Annotated in this window: 21 protein-coding genes; 13 read left to right on the forward strand and 8 right to left on the reverse strand. The window is 48.0% G+C overall.

The window, feature by feature from the left end; genetic code table 11:
• The first annotated feature begins 61 nt into the window (after positions 1 to 61).
• The 4 genes from K9W43_03690 to K9W43_03705 all read left to right on the forward strand — a co-directional run bounded on the left by K9W43_03690 (position 62) and on the right by K9W43_03705 (position 3,391).
• Entirely contained in the window at positions 62 to 1,087 is a 1,026-nt protein-coding gene (locus K9W43_03690; protein ID MCF2136321.1) for a hypothetical protein, read from the forward strand.
• 32 nt (positions 1,088 to 1,119) lie between these two features.
• On the forward strand, positions 1,120 to 2,058 hold the full coding sequence (locus tag K9W43_03695) for a hypothetical protein (protein MCF2136322.1): 939 nt from the start codon (positions 1,120 to 1,122) through the stop codon (positions 2,056 to 2,058).
• Between the two features lie 12 nt (positions 2,059 to 2,070).
• Entirely contained in the window at positions 2,071 to 3,024 is a 954-nt protein-coding gene (locus K9W43_03700; GenBank protein MCF2136323.1) for a hypothetical protein, read from the forward strand.
• A 61-nt stretch (positions 3,025 to 3,085) separates the two neighbouring features.
• A complete protein-coding gene (locus tag K9W43_03705) occupies positions 3,086 to 3,391 on the forward strand; it encodes a hypothetical protein (GenBank protein MCF2136324.1) in 306 nt (101 codons plus the stop codon).
• 83 nt (positions 3,392 to 3,474) lie between these two features.
• Here K9W43_03705 and K9W43_03710 read toward each other — a convergent pair whose 3' ends face one another.
• Genes K9W43_03710 through K9W43_03720 form a run of 3 tightly spaced genes read right to left on the reverse strand, consistent with a single transcriptional unit; the run spans position 3,475 to position 7,103 of the window.
• Positions 3,475 to 4,308 carry a hypothetical protein gene (locus tag K9W43_03710; GenBank protein ID MCF2136325.1) on the reverse strand — a complete coding sequence of 278 codons (834 nt, stop codon included), beginning with the start codon at positions 4,306 to 4,308 and terminating at the stop codon, positions 3,475 to 3,477.
• Positions 4,309 to 4,354: 46 nt separating this feature from the next.
• Positions 4,355 to 5,386: a hypothetical protein gene (locus K9W43_03715; GenBank protein ID MCF2136326.1), complete on the reverse strand. Its 1,032-nt coding sequence runs from the start codon at positions 5,384 to 5,386 to the stop codon at positions 4,355 to 4,357.
• A complete protein-coding gene (locus K9W43_03720) occupies positions 5,370 to 7,103 on the reverse strand; it encodes a helicase-associated domain-containing protein (GenBank protein ID MCF2136327.1) in 1,734 nt (577 codons plus the stop codon). Before K9W43_03720 ends, K9W43_03715 begins: the two co-directional genes overlap by 17 nt.
• Positions 7,104 to 7,307: 204 nt before the next feature.
• Between K9W43_03720 and K9W43_03725 the strand changes: the two genes are divergently transcribed.
• Entirely contained in the window at positions 7,308 to 8,432 is a 1,125-nt protein-coding gene (locus K9W43_03725) for an AAA family ATPase (protein ID MCF2136328.1), read from the forward strand.
• Here the strand turns inward: K9W43_03725 and K9W43_03730 are convergent.
• Positions 8,422 to 8,709 carry a hypothetical protein gene (locus tag K9W43_03730; GenBank protein MCF2136329.1) on the reverse strand — a complete coding sequence of 96 codons (288 nt, stop codon included), beginning with the start codon at positions 8,707 to 8,709 and terminating at the stop codon, positions 8,422 to 8,424. The two genes, K9W43_03725 and K9W43_03730, sit on opposite strands and share 11 nt — an antisense overlap.
• A gap of 48 nt (positions 8,710 to 8,757) precedes the next feature.
• On the opposite strand from K9W43_03730, the gene K9W43_03735 reads away from it, so the two are divergent.
• Positions 8,758 to 9,774 (forward strand): aminoglycoside phosphotransferase family protein, encoded by a 1,017-nt coding sequence (locus K9W43_03735; GenBank protein ID MCF2136330.1) that lies wholly within the window; start codon positions 8,758 to 8,760, stop codon positions 9,772 to 9,774.
• A 165-nt stretch (positions 9,775 to 9,939) separates the two neighbouring features.
• A complete protein-coding gene (locus K9W43_03740) occupies positions 9,940 to 10,752 on the forward strand; it encodes an AAA family ATPase (GenBank protein ID MCF2136331.1) in 813 nt (270 codons plus the stop codon).
• Positions 10,753 to 10,756: 4 nt separating this feature from the next.
• Here K9W43_03740 and K9W43_03745 read toward each other — a convergent pair whose 3' ends face one another.
• Positions 10,757 to 12,466: a DEAD/DEAH box helicase gene (locus K9W43_03745; GenBank protein ID MCF2136332.1), complete on the reverse strand. Its 1,710-nt coding sequence runs from the start codon at positions 12,464 to 12,466 to the stop codon at positions 10,757 to 10,759.
• A 186-nt stretch (positions 12,467 to 12,652) separates the two neighbouring features.
• Here K9W43_03745 and K9W43_03750 point away from each other — a divergent pair, with 186 nt between their 5' ends.
• The 4 genes from K9W43_03750 (at position 12,653) to larE (ending at position 16,279) form a co-directional block, all read left to right on the forward strand.
• The gene (locus tag K9W43_03750; GenBank protein ID MCF2136333.1) at positions 12,653 to 14,077 is read left to right on the forward strand and encodes an MFS transporter; all 1,425 of its coding nucleotides are present in this window, start codon (positions 12,653 to 12,655) and stop codon (positions 14,075 to 14,077) included.
• 95 nt (positions 14,078 to 14,172) lie between these two features.
• Positions 14,173 to 15,174: a hypothetical protein gene (locus tag K9W43_03755; protein ID MCF2136334.1), complete on the forward strand. Its 1,002-nt coding sequence runs from the start codon at positions 14,173 to 14,175 to the stop codon at positions 15,172 to 15,174.
• Positions 15,167 to 15,451, forward strand: coding sequence for a hypothetical protein (locus K9W43_03760; protein ID MCF2136335.1), 285 nt, complete (start codon positions 15,167 to 15,169; stop codon positions 15,449 to 15,451). The genes K9W43_03755 and K9W43_03760 overlap by 8 nt, the downstream gene beginning before the upstream one ends.
• Before the next feature lie 15 nt (positions 15,452 to 15,466).
• Positions 15,467 to 16,279, forward strand: a complete 813-nt coding sequence (gene larE / locus K9W43_03765) for an ATP-dependent sacrificial sulfur transferase LarE (GenBank protein MCF2136336.1) — start codon at positions 15,467 to 15,469, stop codon at positions 16,277 to 16,279.
• Here larE and K9W43_03770 read toward each other — a convergent pair.
• Positions 16,240 to 17,379: a site-specific DNA-methyltransferase gene (locus tag K9W43_03770; protein MCF2136337.1), complete on the reverse strand. Its 1,140-nt coding sequence runs from the start codon at positions 17,377 to 17,379 to the stop codon at positions 16,240 to 16,242. The genes larE and K9W43_03770 overlap by 40 nt on opposite strands.
• Positions 17,380 to 17,691: 312 nt before the next feature.
• On the opposite strand from K9W43_03770, the gene K9W43_03775 reads away from it, so the two are divergent.
• Positions 17,692 to 18,471, forward strand: a complete 780-nt coding sequence (locus tag K9W43_03775) for a hypothetical protein (GenBank protein MCF2136338.1) — start codon at positions 17,692 to 17,694, stop codon at positions 18,469 to 18,471.
• Between the two features lie 139 nt (positions 18,472 to 18,610).
• Here the strand turns inward: K9W43_03775 and K9W43_03780 are convergent, their stop codons facing one another.
• Complete coding sequence (locus K9W43_03780) at positions 18,611 to 19,081, reverse strand: hypothetical protein (GenBank protein ID MCF2136339.1); 471 nt, start codon at positions 19,079 to 19,081, stop codon at positions 18,611 to 18,613.
• 145 nt (positions 19,082 to 19,226) lie between these two features.
• On the opposite strand from K9W43_03780, the gene K9W43_03785 reads away from it, so the two are divergent.
• Positions 19,227 to 19,934 carry a hypothetical protein gene (locus tag K9W43_03785; GenBank protein MCF2136340.1) on the forward strand — a complete coding sequence of 236 codons (708 nt, stop codon included), beginning with the start codon at positions 19,227 to 19,229 and terminating at the stop codon, positions 19,932 to 19,934.
• 13 nt (positions 19,935 to 19,947) lie between these two features.
• On the opposite strand, the gene K9W43_03790 is transcribed toward K9W43_03785, so the two are convergent.
• Positions 19,948 to 21,084 carry an alanine racemase gene (locus K9W43_03790; protein MCF2136341.1) on the reverse strand — a complete coding sequence of 379 codons (1,137 nt, stop codon included), beginning with the start codon at positions 21,082 to 21,084 and terminating at the stop codon, positions 19,948 to 19,950.
• Between the last annotated feature and the right edge of the window lie 128 nt (positions 21,085 to 21,212).

The following is a 21,212-nucleotide window of genomic DNA, read 5'->3' on the forward strand; positions in this document are numbered from 1 at the left end:
TCTATTTTGGTAAGCCTTAAAGCATGACGCATTTACATTTGCAAAAGGATGGGCCTCTAATATGAGCGAAGCACGAGTGGAACCTCATACTCTTACACCATTGATAATTGCGCTTGTCATGGGCATGGCTCTGACAGTACTGGGTGGATATTATATTACTCTGACCTATCCACCGACTGGCTTTTCCGACCTGATGCACGATCTCTTATTTTATCTCTTTATTCCAACTCTTGCGAGTCTGGTCGGCTATCTATTAGGTTGGGGTATGAAAAAGCGTGCGGTCACCTATGTTGCCCCTGACTGGAAGTTTGAGTCCGTTGAATTATCAATTGACGAGTGTGAGCATCTCTATCATCACTACCCGAAGAGATATCCGAGTCTTATTGCCGTTAGCAATATTTTATATTATACGATCCCTCCATTTCTCATCATATTCTCGCTTGCGTTTCCTCTATATCTTACTGAATATGGATCGTCATATCTCTGGATTCTTCCACATGTATTTGCTCCAGCCCTTGGACTGATCTTTTTGGTTTCATTAATCGGTTCGTATCGTGCAACGTCAAATGTTGCCTCTGCTGATTTTACAGTCCCGCTTTTTAGAGAGATACTCTGGCTAGCACGCGAGCAGGGTAAGGTGCCAGGTGTCGAGCGTGTGTCAATATATGTTGACCGAGCAATGTTTGACCAATACGAGATATTCACTCAGCCGCGTGTCATCATTCGAGTTGAGGGTCTCGGTGAGTCGGCGATGATCAAGTCTCTCACCACCGATAATGGCTCGATCACACGGGTCCTCATGTGGGTGCAGCCCCCTGATGGGTCTAATGAGATTCTCTGGTCGTGGGAGGCGCGTGACCGAGAATTTTGGAAGCAGAGCGAACCTGGAGGTTTTGGATATTATGTTCGACGGCCGATTCCTTCACTGTTCAAAGAGATCGGTGTCAAGGATGTCAAGCTCGTCACAGAGAATGCAATAGCCATCACTATTATTGAATGGTTGAAACTGACAGGCGACAATCCGGAACTGAGAAAGGTCCTTGGATCATTGGGCGTGCCGCCAGAAGAGATCGATTCGCGGCTCTGAACGGACCACCTAAGACAAGGTGATGCTATCTCATGGAAGAGGAACCTATTGTCTTTCGTTCTCCATTGAAGTTCAATGTCTATCTTGTGGTAGTCACAATCGTCTGTGCTGTGGTCTTTGTTGATGCAGCACGGTTCACACTGGTCACAATCAGTACGGATCCTTTTGCATGGCTCCTTTTGTCCTCGTTCTCTTTTCTGGTCATGGTGTTTGTTGATTTCCCCGCAGTCTGGAAAATGCGCAAGCTCCTCTCGTATTCAGAGCCTCTCTGGGACATGCGGACTCGTGAATTGGCTCCAAGCGAGTATGCTCACATCGTACGTGAATATAGACGGCAATACGTGCATATAGTCACTCATGTAAATATATTCTATCTTTTTTCACTGGTGATCTTGGGCATGATGACTGTGATGTTACCCATATTGCTTCTGGCCCTGTCGCCTCTATTCATGCAATATGCGCCGTATCTCTACGGAATTCTTCTGATACTATTCGCTCTTACAATGTCTCGCTTTCTCTATGGGATCATTCCCACTGCTGCGTCTGAGAGCTTTTCGATCAAACCCCTCGGTTCTATCAAGAGAGGCCTTGATCTTCTGTCACGATGCGCGGGGATTTCTTGGTGGGGAGTTCGAGTCAAGATTGGTGAGAGCCAAGGCCTCTATGTCCTCAAGGATGCAATACCTGTTGGCCGCGTTAGTGGTCTTGAGAGCGATGCTGCTATCCTTGTTCATATGGAGAAAAGACAGCCTGTTTCGATCGAGGCGGAACGAGATTGGCAAGACGAGCATCTCGTAGTCCCAATTACTACAGATCCTGATGACGCATTGTATCAGCTCGTACTTCAGTTACTTCAATCATTTGTGCAGACGACGGGTGATTTTGATACAGTGGCCGAGGTGCTATATGATCTTGGAGTCAAATCAGGCGATGAGCTTATCTCAGGAAAAATTCCTCACAAAAATAGTTAGTAGGTGAATACATTGAGCAATGACACACTTGTTAATACAGCAAAGCAGCGTCTTATGGTCACAGCCTATTTTTTGTTCATGGTTGGCAACATTATGTTTCTTATGCTGACGCTGTTTAATTATATTTATGTGCCATTTTTGATGGTGCTCCTACTTGTGTATTGTGCCGTCACATTTGGATCGTTTCTTTTTGGTGTTGCCGCAAAACGTGGTATTGATGTCAAAAAGTTGAGTCCGATTACAAAAAAGGTCACAGTTTCATCCGACAAATATGATGAGATGGTTGTGAAGCACAACGACGCATACGGTCATCTCTATTCAAAAACTGGGTCGGGTTGTCAGTGCATTTTACTCTTTTTCATACCTTTTTTCATATTATTTGCCAATTTTTATTTTATCGAGTTTCCAATTTTTGGTGAGCAATTTGACCTCTTCTACGCTAATACTATTCTACTGATTATTATATCCGTGGCAACTTACACAACTGGTTTTGATGCAGTCCAAGCGGATCCAAACATTGAGATTAAAAAGGCTCCTCAGGGAGAGATATTCGAGTATGCAGATGCTCTTTCATCAGTTGATGGGATCCGTCCAGAGGTTGAGGTCACCATAAATGAGAGTCATGGAAATCTTGTAATTATGGATGCGGAGCCAAAATTGAATCTTGAAGGGTTTCCAGATGAAGTACAACTGAAGCTGCAGGCTTCCGATTCTGGTTTTCTCTATCCGTACATTGTTGCAACCTATTACAAAGGCCCTCATGTGGACGAGCATAAAGAACGGGTGAAAATTGGAGCAAGATACCCTGTTCTTCTTGAATACCAGATGGATGGTGAGGTCACGGTCTTAATCGGACGCTTTGATATCCCAAAGAGATCATCTAGTGTTCCTAACATCTCAATAGATGATTTCAGGTTACTTGCAAATGAGATCATCGACCGGTTGAGAGGAATGGTTTCATCATAGGCAACCTTAATTAAACGGTTGAATGACTCTACTGCTGACAGAAACTATGGACTGAGGAACAATGTCGAATTGGACAAACAAATGGGTCTTGATGTTACTTGCAGGTCTTATTATCCAGGTCATTGTGTATCCTACTGTATGGATTCTACAGCTCTTTAATCATGCATATTTCCCCGAAGTGTTTCTGATCAGTATATTCTCCATTGTTGTTCAGATTATTGGCTTCGGAATTATTATGATGAAGACGAAGGACATGGATCCTGCAATTTATGGGCAGGGCCGACCTTTTCAACACAAGCTTCGTGAAGAAGATGAAACGGTGGCTACTCGTAAGCCTACATACGCTGAAACCCAAAAGACCGAATAATCGCGGTCATGAAAATTAAGGAGAACGGGGGCCTGAGCCCCCATTTTATCTCTCTACTTTTATCTACTTACTACCTACTCTTGCTAAAAGCTCCACATCTTAGGCGGGACATGTGGCGGAATGAATCCGGGGTACCACATATTCATCAGTGGTAACATGGGTGCAAGTAGCAGTGTCACAACCAAGAGAATGGCAAAGGTCAGTGTATGCACGGCAGTCACATAGGTGTAGTAGGGCCGAATGTACGTGTAGAACGCAAAGGCAGGAATAGATAGCGCTACCATCGCCATGATCTCAACTGGGTCAAAGAAGAACGGCATCGACACTGGCCAGAGGAAATAGAACAGTGCCGTGATCTTCTCATTTGCAGTCTCGTGATGAGCGATCTTATGGATTCCATCGACTCCCTCTGAGAGGAAGAATACAGGAATTAGCAGCCACCACTGGAGACCGACGAAGAACATTGGACCCGCATAGAACAACAGATCTCCAAGACTCTCGATTCTCTCCCAGAATGCATTACGTGAGATGTATTCCGTGGCCTCGGTCATGAAATATCCAATCATCTGGAACGTGACGAGTACCGGGAGCAGAAAGAATGAAACAATGATCATCAGGACTGCGCCTCGTGGGAGTTCTGGTATTTTTCCCTCGTGATAATTATCGAGAGGGTAGATTCCATGAAGCGTGAATGCAACCACAAGAAGGAGAAGACCGCTTGGAATGAAATAGAGCGGTTGACAGAGTAAACCCAACGGCCCGAGAAATGTAAACACATTTCCCTCTGGCCCTAATTTGATTGAATCAGGCTGCATATACCAAACGCCAAATACAACAAGCAATTCTGGGATGAGCATCTTCATGCGATAATCTTGAATGAATCGCATAATCTTTCCAGGTTCTTTTGAGTCTGCCATGACTTCACACCTATCAGTAAGTTATAGCCGTCGTTGATTTCGTCATTTAAGTAGTTTGCCTGACCATTGTATGGAAGATGTTGGCGAATTCTCCGCTCTTCTCGTGAATCTCTCTTGTGAGATTTGGTGAGGCTCGTGACAGACCGCACTGCGTTGACACCATTACGTTCTCTGCAAGTAGATCAATACTGACCGTATTCTTTACGAGTTGGTCTAAGGTCGAGCGAAGATTGTTCTGGAATGTTTCAATGACTGGTGCTGTGTACACATCATCAGTATTAGGTAGCACTCCTAGAACGAGAGCGCCACCGCGTTCAATGAATTTGTTGATCTTTTCTCCTTGATCAGGGTCGATCTCTGGAGGGTATGATACAACATCAATATGTGCAAGTTTTGGGAGCGTGTCCCAGAGAAGATGTTTTCCCTTCTCTTCAAGTACTCGCCAGTCCTCACAATAATGATAGGACGGGATCACATCCTTGGGATAGACTGACTCGGTCTCACGAACGATCTGCTCTACTGATATCTCGCCAGCCTCTCCGCGTCGTACCATATCAATGACGAAACCAAATGCAGGGTCGTCTTGGCAGAGGATGATCTTCTCACAATGAGGCCTGAGGATCTCAACTTGCCCTTTTGCAAATCTCTTCATCAGTACTGAAAAGAATCGGATCATCGATTGTGAAACCAACTGTCGTCCGTCAGAACCACGCACGGTAAATGCCATGGTGGAGGGAGCGGTCTGTTGGGTCTTGAAGACTCTAAATGGCCCCTCTCTCATCAACAGATAGAGACCATGCGCATGTTCCTCGTCAATGAGTATAGGACTATCATCATCGACGATCTCCCTGTATCCATACATGTCCACATCGACGACAAATTGTTCATCGTCTTCAAATCCCTCGATCTCATACGCGAACTGGCGGACCATGTCCTCTTCGTGTATGGCTGGGACCTGATACCAGTATGGCACGACCAAGTTCTTGACATACTCCAAGGCAGCCTCTGGAGTCTGTTCTCCCACACTGCCCACGCCAAAAAAATGGCCTACAAGTTCTTGATCAAGCAGTCTTTGCAATTCGTTTTCTCCTCTTTTTCTCTGCTTTTCTGCGTATCACTCGTGTGCATGATTGTAGAGCCGGACACCCCACACAAGACTCTGGAATGTCTGTTGGAGTCTGTTCATAGAGAAGGAACTGTTCAGCCACAGTTGTTCCCGCAGAGACCTCCTCTTCAGCCTTTTGCTTGTCCGGAACTGTGATGTGGCATTTGTGTTTGCGGAGTATCTCTGAGATCTCCTCGTCTTCCCCAGTGATGATGACCGCCATTGGGCCGACACGACGAACAACAATCTTTGAAAAATCCGGTAGCATTAGAAGATAATCGAGTTCTTGTTCGGACTCGGTTTCTAACAATGTGATCGTTGAGAGTGTGATGAAGGTTGTTTGCCCCATCCAGTCACGTATTGATCTGATGACGTTATTGGGGACTGGTTTGCTACTCTCAGTCTGCAGGAACTCGATGACATCCTTCTCCCGCATTCCTAGTTCGATGGCCTGAAAGACCGACTTGTCAGTGATCCTGAATGTACTGACAACATCCGTCTTGACCGCCTCTGTGAAGAGTATGAGTTTGTACAATTTGGCATAGTTCATCTCTGGTGTGAAGCAGGTGATCTCAAAGTTTGGTTGAACAAAGAATGTATCATGCTTCTCGTGATGTTTTGTTTCCTTGTTTGAGATCACAGCCTCCCCAATAGGCGTCAGGCTCACACCCATGAGCTTCTTACCTTTGTAGGCTGCTTCTACCAATCCAAGGAGTATGGGAATTTCAAGGGCTATGGCCACTCGGTTCTCATCTACTTGGATCCATTTCAGAGGTTCGTTCTCGATGAATAGCTCACTACGTATCCAGTTCTTCATCTCTTCAATTCGAATCCATTCACCCTCTTTGCTCTCGCGTAGTCGGCAGATCACAAGGTTGAGTGTGAATTCTGTCGGTTGATCCGGAGTCGCCCAGATCGCGCGAGTACGTCCAAGGGAGGAGAGCAGGATTCGTCGAGATACGGTTGCCTGATTCCCATCAAAGATAGATTTCACTCGGCCCGGAATTGCTCGGTCCTCATCAACAATGATGAAGGCCCCCGCCTTTCTTGCAATCTTTTGGACGGTCTCAAATCTGTCGTCCGTATTCTTCGACAGAGTGGCCTTGATCTGTTCCTCCTCTCTTTTGGGGAACTCCCATGAACTTGTCATATGTACCGTATTTCTGGCAAGATGCGCCGTCAATAATAAAATATCAACGAGTAACGAGTCGCGCTCATTAACATAGGTTCTGATTCGTTTCAGGGGACTTGGATTCGGTTCGGGCTTTTTACTGAAGAACGCTTTCAGGTGAGGAATGAAAAAGTCAATGACCTTGAACTCGGCAACCTCTCGACCAAAATCTGTGAGCCGGGACATTATTCTGCGGATTATGATACCCTTTTTTCTGAGATCCCGTTCGGTCTGATTGAGTTGACCATACGAGTAGATCTTCCGGAATGGCTTGAGCCGATCATAGCTCATCGCGCCACCGTTGAGGACCAGCATTCCCAAGAGGTCATACTCTTTTTGTGTGAATGACTTAAACATCTGTTCACGTGCATCCTCGTCCTGCATTTTTTCAGCCAGCAGATTGGTGAGTTGTTCTCCTGACTGGCTACTACTGAGATCGATTCCCCAATATTGACATGCAACTATCAGGTCCTCTCTGAACATGTGGTTGAGTTCGGCTTCCAGCGGCTCTTTGGGCATAGTCAATGTCCCCTAGGTATCACGCAGATGCGTTTGAACGAGCGGCATCGATTAGTTTGTTTAAGATACTTGTGGTCTGAGCGTTGACTTGTTTTCATAATGTGATTTTGTTGAAGACTAGTGGTCTGTGACACGCGCTCCACTCTTCAGTAAGGAACATGCTTATGAGGCATCATCTACCAATTTAGGATTGGAGTGAGCGTATTGGAGTCACCACTTTGGAGTGTCAAATATCGCCCTGAGAAATGGGATGATTTTGTAGGTCAGGATGCTGCAATTGAACAGCTACGGTCTTTTGCGTCTACGAAGACCTGTCCAAATATGATCCTTGTCGGTCCATATGGCACTGGCAAGACCCGAGCAGCAGAACTGTTCGCTCATGAATTTCTGGGGGCGGACTTTGACGCCAACTATCTCTGGCTTAATGTGCGTGATCTTCGCTTCTATCCCATCTCCAAGGCAAAACGCCCTATCCAGGCATTGGCAAAGCTGGGCCGTGAAGAGCGGACTCCTCTTGACGAGTATATGTCCTTTGTCTACAAGGAGGCCAAGGGAAATCGTAAATTGAGGGGGCGAACTGGTGATCCAAATCGTAGTGAGCTCCTCCATGCTGCAATCAGGGTCTTTGCCTCTACACTCACTGTGGCGACTGATCTTGTCAAAATCCTTGTCTTAGATGAGGCAGATGCACTTGATAACAATATGCAACAGGCACTTCGCCGAACCATGGAACTCTACTCTGATGCGACACGGTTCATACTCGTGACCCCCTCCCTAGCTGGCTGGAGTCCCGCTATCATCTCCCGTTGCGTGGTCCTAAAGTTTTCCACGATCGCTCAGGAGTCTATCATGCAGCACCTGAGTATGATCGCAAAAGCGGAATCTGTAGACATTACTGAGAAAGCGCTCACTGCTATAGCACGTGAGGCCGATGGCGATCTTCGACGGGCTATCAATTTACTACAAGTGGCCGCTGCTGGCCGAGATACAGTCACTGAGGATGATGTCTATGAGGTCTCCGAGACCTACCTCTCTAAGCAGATTCGCGCGATAGTATCTCTCACGATCGATGGTTCTTTTGTCAAGGCTCGGGATATGCTTCGCTCTCTTCAGGCATATGATGGTTATTCGCCAAGCGATGTGATCTCCGCAATCCAACGTGATATTCTTCGTCGCCCCTTTGATAGGCCCCTCCTGAATCAACTAATCGACCGGATTGCAGAGATTGACTCACGGCTTCCTCAATCAAAAAATCCCTTCATGCAGTTAGACGCACTACTTGCATCCATATGGGATCTGACTACGACCACTCCCGACTCTACTTCATAGGTTCGTATTTTTTGTCTAATGAAATCCTGTTCTCGAGTGCTGTTGCCTGATTCGGTGATAGAACCTGTTTGTCAAACAAGAACTGCGCATGGATCTCATCTCCCTCACGTGTGATGAGTTCTCTCTCTTTTGCAGCGGTGAGCATTCGTCTGACCTCGGTCGGGCGGCCGTACCTCCATCTGAAGGAGATATATTCGACAGCCTCATCCAAGCTGATCGGTGAGCCTCTCTGTTGAAAGAGATGGGCAAGGATCAGGAGCATGTCACGTCCATTCATGTTTCTATCGAAATCTCATCGAGCTTAATAACTTTGATGAGATTGCGGATGGAAATTTGGCCCCTCCTGATAAATAGGATTTTTACGAGGGCTCTCGCATCTCTAGATATGGCCAATGCGGACTTGGTAGTGCATGGGATGACTCTCTCACAGATGACAAGATATCTTGTCGATTCGAGTTCGATTATTACCTCCGATACAATAATTGATGGCACACGACTTGGAGGTTGGTCCAACATCAATCTGCTGGCTCGAAGAGGGTCTCAACAATTAGTGGTGAAATTCCCCGCATTATCGATCGAACACAGTCCCACTTATTATGACCGGGTGGCACGGGTACATGGCATTCTTAGCAGCGTAGATCTCTCGCCAAGCGTGCTCGAAACCGGCTACATAGATGAAATGGCCTTGCCCTTTATTGTCATGACCTATATTGAAGGGACCGTTCATTCGGCTCCTGACGAACTCAACCTTGCCGAGATGCTCATGTTGAGGTCCGGGCTTGCCAAGTTGAATGCATTACACATTTCAGAGCTTCCTGCGTATCCCACTGCTGTATCCTATCTCACTCACCTGCTAGAGCCGCTCCGAATGCTGTTTGATGATCCGCTTCAAAATATCCAACTGGAAGACTATGCAACACAAGTGATTGGCATCTCTGACTCGCTTCGAGAGAAGAGTAAAGGTCTTCCATGGTCGTCTAAGGTAATTCATGGCGACCTCTCCGAGTCGAATCTTGTCTTCACCCAGAATGGTGTGGTCTTTCTTGATCTCGACTCGATAGGTATTGGAGAACCATTGTATGATGTTGCATATCTTACTGTCCAACATGCGCATGGTGTCATACCCTGGCCGCACTCTGTCTTTGAGGTTGAGGACCGGTCAATGGTCACCACTCTACAGTGTCTCTCACTCGTGTCCGTCCTCTGCTGGAGTATCTTGCGTGTGAATCAAATGGACCAAGGTGTTATTGATCGTAGCCTGATAGCGTCCGGCACGCGACAAGCACTTGTCCAGTATATACGCTCCAAGCTCGGACTGCTCTCATCTCTCTGTCAACAATAATGTCAGTGTACATTGTCCGAGTCGGTGAGGTCTCCCGTTTTTCTAACATCGTTGGAGAACCACACGGAAAAACTAAATGTCCCCACTGATTCATCTCGTACGGAATGAATGTAACGATATATGGTTATTAGCCATGGGCATCATAAGGAATGCGTGGGACTTAGCATGTCGATCAAGGAGATACTCTCAAAGGGGCGCGATTTGTATCAGACACATATAGCTCCGATCGACGAAGTTGTCCCCGAAGGTTTTCCACGAAATGCGTTTGGAGTGATCCGAGGGCCCGGTGGCGGGGGCAAGTCGGTGATCCTCAGTGAAATGGTCCGCCGCATGACAGAGGCCGGTAAGAAAGTGATCTATGTCTGTTTCGAGGACACACCGGTCTCAGTTCTGCAAAATCTTGTCTCATTGGGCTGGGACTATGAGAAGATGCTCGATAAGAATTTGATTGACCTCATTGATTGCTTCTCTGCACAGATTCTCAAGTCAACACGAGTGGTGGAACATTCTCACCTTGTCAAGAATCCGGACAATCCTGAAGAGGTCACAGATGCAATTCAGAGCGCGATTCAGGAAAACGGGGACGCTGAGATTGGCGGTATCTTTCTCGACAGTATTACTGAAATCTTTCTCCAGTCCCATCCGTTCAAGGCCGTGAACTCGGTAAAGGCGTGGCGTGCCACATTTTGCAAAGAGATGAATATCCCCTTCTGGGCTGTCTATCATTTAGGCCTTCAGCAGTTTGCAGCCTATGACGATCTTATCACATATACCAGTGATGCGATAATCGATACCCGTCACGAGCCAGCGTTTGAAAAGGCGGGTTTTCTCCTCAAGCAATTCCGTGTGACAAAGATCAAGGGGGCGCCCCACAACACTATGTGGGTGACCTTTGATGTAGGCAATGCTGGTATTCGTCGGCTCTCAATTGATGAGCTGCGCGATCTTGCAAAGGATATTACTCGCGTGGCCACGTGATGGACTATTTCTGGAAAAAGCTCTCAGGGGGCTTCTTCCATATCTCCTCATCCTCAGATGCGATCACATACTGGTAGCCCTGCTCGGTGAGGAAGAGCTGACGTTTTGCAGCAAAGTCCATGTCGCGCGTGTCCTTTGTGATTATGGAATAGAACCTTGCAAAGCTGCCATCTGACTTTGGGCGTAGGATCCGGCCCAGACGCTGTGCTTCCTCCTGACGCGACCCAAAGGTCCCTGATACTTGAATTGCCACATTTGCATCAGGCAGATCGAGTGCGAAGTTTGCGACCTTGGACACGACCAAGACCTTGATCTCTCCCCGCCGAAACGCATCGTAGAGTTTCTGGCGGTCCGCATTGTTTGTCTTTCCAGTGATGAGTGGGGCATTGAGATCCTTTGCGATCAATTTCAACTGGTCAATGTACATTCCGATGATGAGGATGTTGTCCTCCTTATGATGCTCCACGATCTTCCTCAAGACTTCCAGTTTGACCGGGTTTTCTGCGGCGATCCTGTACTTTTTACGATCATCCGCAAGTGCGTACTTTCTCCGTATACTGTCGGGGAGATCGATTCGAATCTCATAGCAGATCGCAGTGGCGATCCAGCCCTGTTCTTCGAGCTGTTTCCAAGGAACATCGTAACGTTTGGGACCTATGAGACTGAAGACCTCCTCTTCCTTGCCGTCCTCCCTGACTAGTGTTGCCGTCAGTCCGAGTCGGCGAGTGGCCTGGATCTGTGCAGTGACTCGAAAGACTGGTGCAGGCAGTAGATGGACCTCGTCATAGATGATGAGACCCCAATTGCGCTCCTCGAAGATCTTGAAGTGCTCGAATTTGTCCTCTCTCGACTTGCGCCATGTGAGGATCTGATAAGTTGCTGCTGTCACCGGCAGGATGTCCTTTGAGTCCCCAGAATATTCCCCTATCTGATCCGGTGTCAATGTGGTCTTGTCTAAGAGTTCCGCAAGCCACTGTCGCACGGCCACCACGTTTGGGCATAGGATGAGCGTAGATGTCTGAAGCTTGTGCATGACCCCGATTCCAACAATGGTCTTTCCTGCGCCACATGGTAATACGATGACACCTGAACCACCACGTTCTCCGCCTCCTGCATGAAATGTTGCAATGGCCTCCTCTTGATATTTTCTGAACTCGAATTTATGACCCGATCTTGTCTTCTCCCGTAGATCAAAATAGAGCGGTTCGCCCTCGATGTACCCAGCAACATCCTCGACTGGATGCCCTATCTCAATGAGTGCGTATTTGACAAACCCGCGTTTAGCCGGGTCAACAAGAATTCTTGTTGCATCCAGACGCTTCAGTAGATGTTCGCGTACTTGTTTGTGGGCCCATATCTCCTCCGCAAGATCCTCATCCTCACATTCGAGAATAAGCTCGTCGTCCTCTTTATAGAGGCTGATTTGGCCATACCGACCCATGTAGTCTGTGATCTCACGAATGATATTACTTGGGATTGGATATTTGGCATATTGCTCTAGTGTCCTTACTACCTCGTTCGGAGTCATACCCATTGCTGCTGCATTCCATAGGCTCAGAGGTGTGATCCGGTAGGTATGAACATACTCGGGGCTCTTCACGAGCTCTGCAAATCGTGCCAGCGCATCACGCGCCTCCTCATAGAGTGGATTGTCCACCTCTAACAGGACCGATTTGTCGGATTGAACAATTACTGGGTTTGCTGGGTTTGGCATATCCTATCCCCACATATATTGAAGTTCACTGGCTAGCAGAGTGCCGCCATGCGGAAATCAAAGCTCGCGGACAGTTATCAGTGATAAAGTCTTCGTTATCATCATTGGCGGTGTGCGTGCCTTCAACACTTGTTCGTATGCTCATGTATATTAGCAGCTAATTATCGGATTATTTCGGGGCCACTAATGAACGAGGACCAAGCTGAGCCTGAAAAGAAGAGTCTATACACAAATCCCCGAGTGATGGTACTGGCTCTAAATGCAATGCTTATCATGCTCGGTTTTGGCATCATTGCTCCATCAATGGCTTTCTATCTTATTGCATTAGAGGGCGGACTGACACAGCCTCCCGGTCCCGGGTACATAGTCCCCCCTGAAGTTGTTGCTCAGTTCTCCTTTATTCTAGGAATGATGATGGCCGCTTTCATGGGCACTCGTACGCTCCTTGCTCGTTATTGGGGTGGAGTATCTGATCGGCGAGGCCGAAGACCGATCATTGTGATTGGTCTCATGGGCTATGTGCTTCTCTTCGTTCTATTTGGACTGGCCCAGAATTGGATACAGCTGTTGTTGATCCGGTCCTTTCAGGGTGTGGTGTCAGCCATGGTCTGGCCAGTTGCCGAGGCGGCCCTTATGGACATTGTCGGGATCGAACGGCGTGGCGAAGGTCTTGGTCTGTATATGCTGGTCTCAAATATTGGATTCATTACCGGACCCGGTGTTGGAGGTCTCCTGTATAATTTCTGTCGAGATGTCTTGTTACTCCCAGTACCGGATGTCTTTCGAGTCCCCTATTTTATTGCGGCACTGATCACCTTTCCAGCAGTCATCTCGACCTATGTTGTATTACGTGAGACCATCCCTGTCAATGATGCCTCCTCCACTACTAGTCCTCCCACCGAACAAAATCCCCCTGCTGATGATCCTCCGGCAGTTCCCTCAGCGCCTCCGCAAGAGATCAAGAATCCCCAGATCAGGCGAATGATTCATGCACTATATGTCATGTCGCTCATGAACGGTATTGCGATGGGAATGGGTCAACCGCTCTTCCAACTGTTCTTGATGAGCAAGATCACTACCGATATCGGAATCATAGGTCTCATTATCTCCGGCGCAGGAGCTGTTGGGATGCTCTTTACGGTTCCTGCGGGTCGATACTCTGATAAATATGGTCGAAAGGGGCTTGCCGTCTGGGGTGCCGTAGCAGCTCGTGGGTCGTTGTTCGCATTACCGCTAACACATAATCTTGCTCAGACTGGGGGAGTATGGGTTATTCAAAACGCATCTATGTCTGCCTCACAACCTGCAATGCGTGCCATCCAAGCCGATATCGTTCCATGGAATCTTCGTGGGAAGCTCTTTGGAACCATCCAAGCATTCTTCAATGCAGGGGCCACAATAGGTCCTCTTGTTGGCGGTTGGCTCTATGGGATCTTCTCTTTACTTGTCTTTCAGGTGGGTATTGTGGTTATAGAAGGTCTAGTCATTCCCTTTTGGCTCTCTGCTGGTCTAGGCCTTATTGGTGTCCTTCTACTCTGGTTGTATGTGGATGAAACACGTCCTCAGGTTGTAGAAGAGGAAGAACAAGAGACCGTCAAAGACTGGACATGATCTTGGCAGTAGAGATTTGCCGTTGACGCTAATCTATAAAGCACGAGTTCCTGCAGATACCTGAATAGCCCCCAGAAACGATTGGTGGTCTCTTGATGACTGCTCAGTATACCGGAGTACTTGTTCGACCCACGGACTTGTCAACTTTTCCAGAGGCACGCAGAACGAGATTTATGAAGATGTTAGTCCATTCCATCGCCTCTGCTCTGCTCGAAAATCAGGTGAACCACTCCGATATTGAGCAACATGATAATCTTCTCCTGATCCGTACAGACCGCATTGACCTCACCTGTGAGACCTTGACCCATGTGTTTGGAGTGAAGACGATTTCTGCCGTGCGACCGTCCGCTCCTGGTGAGAGCGGGACCATCGAGGTCGAAGGGGTCTCGTATATCGAGGAGAAACGTGACGAGGGCCTTGGTGGACTGCCTAGCGGCCTAGAGGGCCGTGTCGTTATCATGATCTCAAGTGGGCTTGATTCACCCGTGGCCGCCTACAAGACTCTGCGACGAGGTTGTGTTCCTGTCTTTGTCCACTTTGATAACTCGCCCTATTCTGATCAATCAAACCGCCGAATCGCTATTGAGCAGGCTAAGACTCTCTCCAAGTTCATTCATGGTGTCGAGGTCAAGATGTACATAGTCCCTCATGGTGATGATCTCACCGAGGTAGTCCGACATGCACCTCGAAAGATGACCTGTATCTTTTGTAGGCGCAACATGTACCGCTTGGCACGTGAGGTTGCGCTCCGGGAGAATGCTGAAGCAATCATTACGGGTGAGATCATTGGCGAACAGGCCTCACAGACCACCCGTAACCTGTTCGTGGAGAGCAATGTGATCTGTGACATTCCTGTTATCCGGCCATGCATTGGTGATGATAAGGTGGACATCGAGCATTTCTCAAGAGTGATTGGGACTTACAAGTACGCCAGTGAGGCCTCCTCTTGTTGTACACTGCCCCCGAAATACCCGAGTATTCGCGCGCGTATTGAAGAGATAGCTCCTGCTGAGGAAAAGATGGATCTGCGATGGATTACTGCCGAAGTCAATGAAGCGGAGATTATTATCTTAAAGGAGGTCCGAGCGAGTGGCTGAACCCCTCTCAGTACGCCTCTGTTCAGAAAAATCGGCCTTTGAGGTTCGGTTAAAACGACGAGGTGCAATCAATCTTCTTGTTGTGGCGGAACAGGTCGCCTCCGCAACGGGGATGAGAGTCCGTGTCAGTCTGCCTGCGATTCTAATCCTCGAGAGCGAGACTGATATCTCCATTACGATGTTTCCCGACGGAAAGATCCTCTTACGTGGTATCACTACTCAGGAGCATGCAGAGGCCTTAGCAAAGAAGATCACTACTGCTCTCGCTGAAACCTGAAAATGAGATGATAGTATGAATCAATCAGCGCAGTCCAAGTTTGATCGCGTTCGTGAGTTGCTTAGAGGCCGTCAGGTGCTTGTTGCCTTTAGTGGTGGGGTTGATAGCGCGACGCTTGCGCTCCTTTGTAAAGAGAGTGCCAGACGAACGGTCTTGCTGACAGTTCTCAGTATCACATTTCCAGAGCGTGAAGTCCAGCTGGCGAAACAGGTCGCTGCTGAACTTGAGTTGCCATTAGAGCTAATCGAAGTCGATGAGTTATCTAACGAATCATTGGCAAAAAATCCAGTGGATCGCTGCTACTACTGCAAGGTCGAACTGTCAAGGGTATGGCTTGAGACCGCTCAGCGTCTGGGACTCGATACGGTTGTCGAGGGAACAAATGCGAGCGATATGATTGGCCATCGTCCTGGTGCTGCTGCTATTGACGAGGCTGGTGTGTTGTCGCCCTTCAAAGTCGCAGGGATCACAAAGGAGGAGATCCGTCAGTTCGCTCGGGAACGGGGTCTCTCAGTTGCAGACCGCCCCTCTATGGCCTGCCTAGCCAGCCGATTTCCCTACGGGACTCGGATCACTAGAGAACGGGTCAAGATGGTCGATTCACTTGAGCAGGCAGTTCGAGATCTCTTTGGTGTGGAGACCGTTCGTGTTCGGTTTCATAATGATGTTGCGCGTATTGAAGTAGGACGTGAAGAGCGAGCAAGACTGTTTGATATTGCAAAGCTTGATCGACTGACTGAGGAAGCAAAGGCCATTGGTTTTCGGTATGTTGCCATTGATACACAGGGCTACCGGACTGGGTCTATGGATGAGGTGCTTGGCGAGTAGGTCTCGTATTGAACTGCATATTCACTGTCGCCTGTCTTTGAGATGGTCACCGGTCTGTAGAGTCTCATCTCAATCTCTTGTTTGGTCATGACTGGGCAATTCAGTATTTTATTCATATATTTCATCTGCGTCTTATCCCGTGACTGTTCTCTCTCATTAACATAGGCAATATGATCTTGGATGCGTTGTTGGATAAGCGTTGATGCAAGGCTTGGAGCAGTCCGGATACGGTTGTCAATGACTGTCATCAGTGCTGGGTCGATCTCTATGCCAATACTGTTTCGTGCGGTCAGTATGGATGCAAGAAGTGTGGTCCCTGTTCCAGCAAATGGATCGAGAACGGTATCACCGAATACTGAGAACATCTGTATCAACCGATAGGGGAGTTCTACCGGAAATGCGGCACTGCGATCGCGTGATTCTCCAGAGTCGAGAGTCTGTGATGCTCCTGCTACATCGTTCCAGATGTCCGAGAACCAGTGGTTTCGTTCCTCCCAAAAATACGCGCTCTCTCGGCGTCTCTGCTTCTCATCTTCGGTCTTGAACTTTCTGAGTCCACCCTTTCTGAATATCAGAATGTATTCGTGTTCCAGTGTCACATACGCGCTAGGCGGCATCATTCCCGAGCCCATGAATTTGCTCGGTGAGTTAGTAGGTTTTCTCCAGATGATCCATGGAAGCACTTGTAGGCCTAATGTCCTTGCACTTCTAAGGACCCGCGCGTGATTCGCATAGACCTGAAAGTCAGGACCGATCTTGCGGGTTGCATCACCAATATTGATACACATGATCCCTCCCGGTCGCAAGACGCGATAGGCCTCTCTCCATACACGATCAAGTTCTTGATGCATTATCTCGAAGGCGGCGTGTCCGTCCCCGTTACTCAGTGCATGTTGAATGGTTGGATTTATTGAAGTGAATATTTCGTCCCACATCTGAATCATGGGATACGGCGGTGAAGTCACGACGAGATTGACCGACTCTGCTTGTATCGATGCCATATCTCGCGCATCGCCAATGATGAGTTGGTGTCTGGACTCCACTAATCCCACAGTCCCTATATCTCTTGGAAACTTGATCTGTTCACGCTCGATTTGCATAAGACTGTGACGTAATATTTATCTTCGTACAGGTCTGTAAACACATCATATGACTAACGGAGGTGCATGCCTAATGATGGTTTACATGGTCTTGGTTAATGTAATGGCGGTCTGCACCGATGTTGAGGTCTCATGATCTCTCTTTTTCCTGACCTGCTCCTTTGACGCGTGAGGATGTGGGGACGGCATCGATCGCCGGTCGACATTGCATCTATTCTGGTCTCTTGGTAATACTGGACAGCTGATGCGCGTCAACACAGAACCAACAATGTACGACATCAAAACAAGTTACGACTTTGGAGGGAGGTCCCAGTGACCCCCGTCGAAAAGTTCAATCCGCATAAGAGGAGTGCTCTCTCTTTCAAAAGAGATCGTCAGCGTGGTGGCCGTTCCGGACGCCAGGTTGCAATCCGCGAGATCACAATTGATGAGGTCAGGCGTGATGCGCTTGAATTTGGACTGGCCACAGGTATTCATATGGAACTCAAGTCTGGAAAGGAGGCCTCTGTGTACCTTGCAATGTGGAAGCAATACCCCATTGCTCTCAAGGCCTTTCGACTATGGCAATCTTCCCAGACGAGAAAAAAGCGCGGTTTCTTTGCTCTTGGAAAGATGGAGATGCTTGCAGCAAAGGAGTTTGACGTGCTCACTGCTGCCTTTACAGTCGGAGTTCCAGTGCCCACGCCGATCGGTCGTGTAGGTAACTATCTGACCATGAGGTTCATCGGTGATGGACTGATACCTGCGCCTCGATTGAAGGATGTTGAACTTGAGAATCCCGAATCGGTCCTTGATCAAATACTCGACGACTATCTGCGGTTGTACCGTGATGCCCACTATACTCATGGTGATCTGAGCCCATTTAATCTTCTCTGGTGGAGAGGCAAGGCATGGTTCATCGATTTTCCGCAGGCCAAGTCTGTAGATCCCTGGGCGGACATGAATCAGATAGTAGCGATTCTACGTGCGGACATCGAAAATGTCGTGGAGTATTTTGAGAGGTATGATCTAGAGCGGGATTGCGACGAGATCCTTAGCACCTTCCTCAAGAGCTATGTTCCCGAAAACCACCGACACTTCCTCGATTTTTAGATCGGGGATGTGTCCTCTTTTTTCTTTTAGACTCTGAGCTATGAACTCAACTTGCTGAAAATAATATCATCATCTCTCCAGTCTCCACGTATTGTGGACACCGGGGAAAACGGTGTGGTGCACGCCTCGCGAGCGTGCATCATGAAACATTGACCTTTCTCAGGACTACTCGTGTTACACCAGGAATCTTCTCTAGGCTGTCCTGAAGCTCGTCAAGAGATATGATGAGTTGGTCAGGAACAAAGTAACATTCATAGTAGCACTTCTCGCCCCTGAGGCAGACTCCGGTGGTGAAAATGATGTCCGACAGCTTCGCGTCATTAAATGCGAAATTGAGCTGCTTCAGAAAGTCCCTTGAGAGGTCACTGATCTCAATTCGTAACAAGTAGATGTTGTCTGATGACACTGGATAGATTTTCATAATCCTGTCCTTGTGATGAAGAACAGTAAGTGCAGCGCTCTCCCCGATGTCAGCTACGAACTCAGCCGGCAGGCTAACTGATTGTCCCGCCTTGAAATGTAGGATGATAGCCGAAGTGGCTCCCTCTCGATCGATCACCATTACCTTTACTTCCTTCAGGGTGTAATTACAATGCTGAGTGGGCTTCACTGTAGATAAATCATTCTATCGCAAATACCCTTCCCTCGAACCTAGCAAAACTCTGCGCATTTCGCTTTTCTAACCGGATTTTTCATCTCTGTTGGTCGAAATCTATAACTGTGTTCGCTAATTTACCAGTTTGAGGCTGGAATGGTTGAATGCTCGTGTTCTTCAGATCTTCGGACTTGTCTTATTGATCGTCTCAATAGCAATGACTCTCATTGTAGCTCAGGCTACTATGGCTCTCTCTGGAAATATGACCACTCTGATCGCTTCAGGAATGGTTGCATGGGGGATAGTTGCTATGCCCGAACTTATTGTTGGGCTATGGGCTCTCGCACGAGGCACAAGAGCGGCGCGAGTGGGCGATGTGTCTGGTAAGCTGATCGCGCTTGTACAACAAGAGGGGCGTATTGGTGTTGGTGCAGCCGCTCGTGAGCTTGGAGTGACCCAAGACTACGTTGCTGATGCTGCTGAGAAACTTGCACGGAGAAGATTTCCTCTTGTCTATCTTGATACTGCAAAGGGTGAGATCGTCAGTCCCGGTGCAGTCAGTCTTCAAGAGAGTCTACTTCACTTGCTATATGCACACCGCCGGATGACCTTTGATCAGATCGCGCGCGTGACCAACTCGACAGACGAGCAGATTGTTGAGGCATTGAGCGAACTCTCTGAGAGTGGAAAATTCCGTGGAACGATCGACCGCAATTCGCGCGTTGTGTATACAGCCGAGGCAGTTGCACAACTACCGAATGCTATTACTGAGTGTCCGAACTGTGGTGGCAAGCTTCAGGCTCCGGTTCTTCCGGGAGAAGAGGAAGTCTGTCCCTATTGCGGCCACATGATTGTTAATCACGTGTGAGTTTGACATTTTTTCACAGGGGGCTCTGGATATGTCCCCTGTGGATCTTCCACTGTTTGATTACTTCGCCATTACTGACCACATTGTAAACGTCGTCAAGATTTGCTGTCAAGCAAGAATGATTTGGGACGATTTGTAGTTTCATACCCGGTTCGTAGGTGTGCGACATTCCTTTTGTGAACGCGATCTTTCCATGCTCCTGTGAGAGACCTGTTATTCTGAGACCCGTTATTAGTCTCCCCTCGTCTGTGACAATCTTTCCATAGCCACAGTCCGGTTCGATATGGCGTGGACCGGGATCTACTGATAATGCCGTAGCTCCGGCGTCAACAACGATTCGATCATCATACACTCCGATGACACTTGCAAGCACTCTGAGAGCACAGTCTTCCAAGCCACATGAACCAAGTGCGACCTGTTCATAATCATGAAAGACATAGTTCCCCGGTCTGATTTCCGTGATGCCGTCCATCATCTCTTCGGTGAGTGACATACTTGGTGTCGAGCCTATGGACACGGTCTCAGGGGCAAGTCGCGGATCATGCTCTCCTAGCCGTTTGGCCAGTAGCAATATCTTCTGCTGTTCTTTCTGTGCTGCTCTGCGAACCTCTTCAACCGACTTTCCGTCATAGGTGTCCCCACCATGAGTCAGGAGTCCTTTGAAGTGCAGATGCGGCGCCTTTGAGATCTGCTCGACAAGATGAATTGCTGCGGGGTCGTCAGGATCCACTCCACACCTGTGATAGCCCACATCCACCTTGACAAGAACTTCTATGTCCAACTTTTCTTGTGCCATGAATTCAGCAAGTTTCTCAACAGTCAATGGATGGTCAACAAGTACGTTCAGGGTGATCTTTCGTGCTAACTCGGATATGATGGGAAATTTGTCCAAGGCCAGTGGCATTGCAAGTGTTATGTCTTCAAATCCCGCATCTGCAAAAACTTGCGCCTCATACACCGTTGCAACCGTGAAACCCTTGGCCCCCATCTTCTGTTGAAGATCCGCGATCTCGATACACTTATGGGTCTTGATATGCGGCCTGAGATCAACACCAAACTCTTTTGCACGCCTTGCCATCCGAGTTATATTTCTCAATAATGCGTCATAGTTGACTATGAGCGCAGGTGTGAGAAGTTCTTCGACATACATGACATTTCACTTGTGATTCCACAATTAAAGTCTATACACTGTGCGCATGCCTCTGTTGAAGGAACATCTTACGGTACTAAAGACCGATCTCGGAGCGAAACGGCAAATTTATATGTAAAGTGTACTTT

The sequence above is a fragment of the Candidatus Thorarchaeota archaeon genome (genome assembly GCA_021498125.1).
Lineage (GTDB): Archaea > Asgardarchaeota > Thorarchaeia > Thorarchaeales > Thorarchaeaceae > B65-G9.

Coding starts and splice junctions, on each gene's coding strand:
- K9W43_03720 (MCF2136327.1), bottom strand. CDS start 7,103: ATGCCCAAAGAGCCGCTGGAAGCCGAACTCAACCACATGTTCAGAGAG.
- K9W43_03730 (MCF2136329.1), bottom strand. CDS start 8,709: ATGAATGGACGTGACATGCTCCTGATCCTTGCCCATCTCTTTCAACAG.
- K9W43_03770 (MCF2136337.1), bottom strand. CDS start 17,379: ATGCAAATCGAGCGTGAACAGATCAAGTTTCCAAGAGATATAGGGACT.
- K9W43_03740 (MCF2136331.1), top strand. CDS start 9,940: ATGTCGATCAAGGAGATACTCTCAAAGGGGCGCGATTTGTATCAGACA.
- K9W43_03695 (MCF2136322.1), top strand. CDS start 1,120: ATGGAAGAGGAACCTATTGTCTTTCGTTCTCCATTGAAGTTCAATGTC.
- K9W43_03710 (MCF2136325.1), bottom strand. CDS start 4,308: ATGGCAGACTCAAAAGAACCTGGAAAGATTATGCGATTCATTCAAGAT.
- K9W43_03790 (MCF2136341.1), bottom strand. CDS start 21,084: ATGTATGTCGAAGAACTTCTCACACCTGCGCTCATAGTCAACTATGAC.
- K9W43_03705 (MCF2136324.1), top strand. CDS start 3,086: ATGTCGAATTGGACAAACAAATGGGTCTTGATGTTACTTGCAGGTCTT.
- K9W43_03750 (MCF2136333.1), top strand. CDS start 12,653: ATGAACGAGGACCAAGCTGAGCCTGAAAAGAAGAGTCTATACACAAAT.
- K9W43_03735 (MCF2136330.1), top strand. CDS start 8,758: ATGGAAATTTGGCCCCTCCTGATAAATAGGATTTTTACGAGGGCTCTC.
- larE (MCF2136336.1), top strand. CDS start 15,467: ATGAATCAATCAGCGCAGTCCAAGTTTGATCGCGTTCGTGAGTTGCTT.
- K9W43_03690 (MCF2136321.1), top strand. CDS start 62: ATGAGCGAAGCACGAGTGGAACCTCATACTCTTACACCATTGATAATT.
- K9W43_03745 (MCF2136332.1), bottom strand. CDS start 12,466: ATGCCAAACCCAGCAAACCCAGTAATTGTTCAATCCGACAAATCGGTC.
- K9W43_03755 (MCF2136334.1), top strand. CDS start 14,173: ATGACTGCTCAGTATACCGGAGTACTTGTTCGACCCACGGACTTGTCA.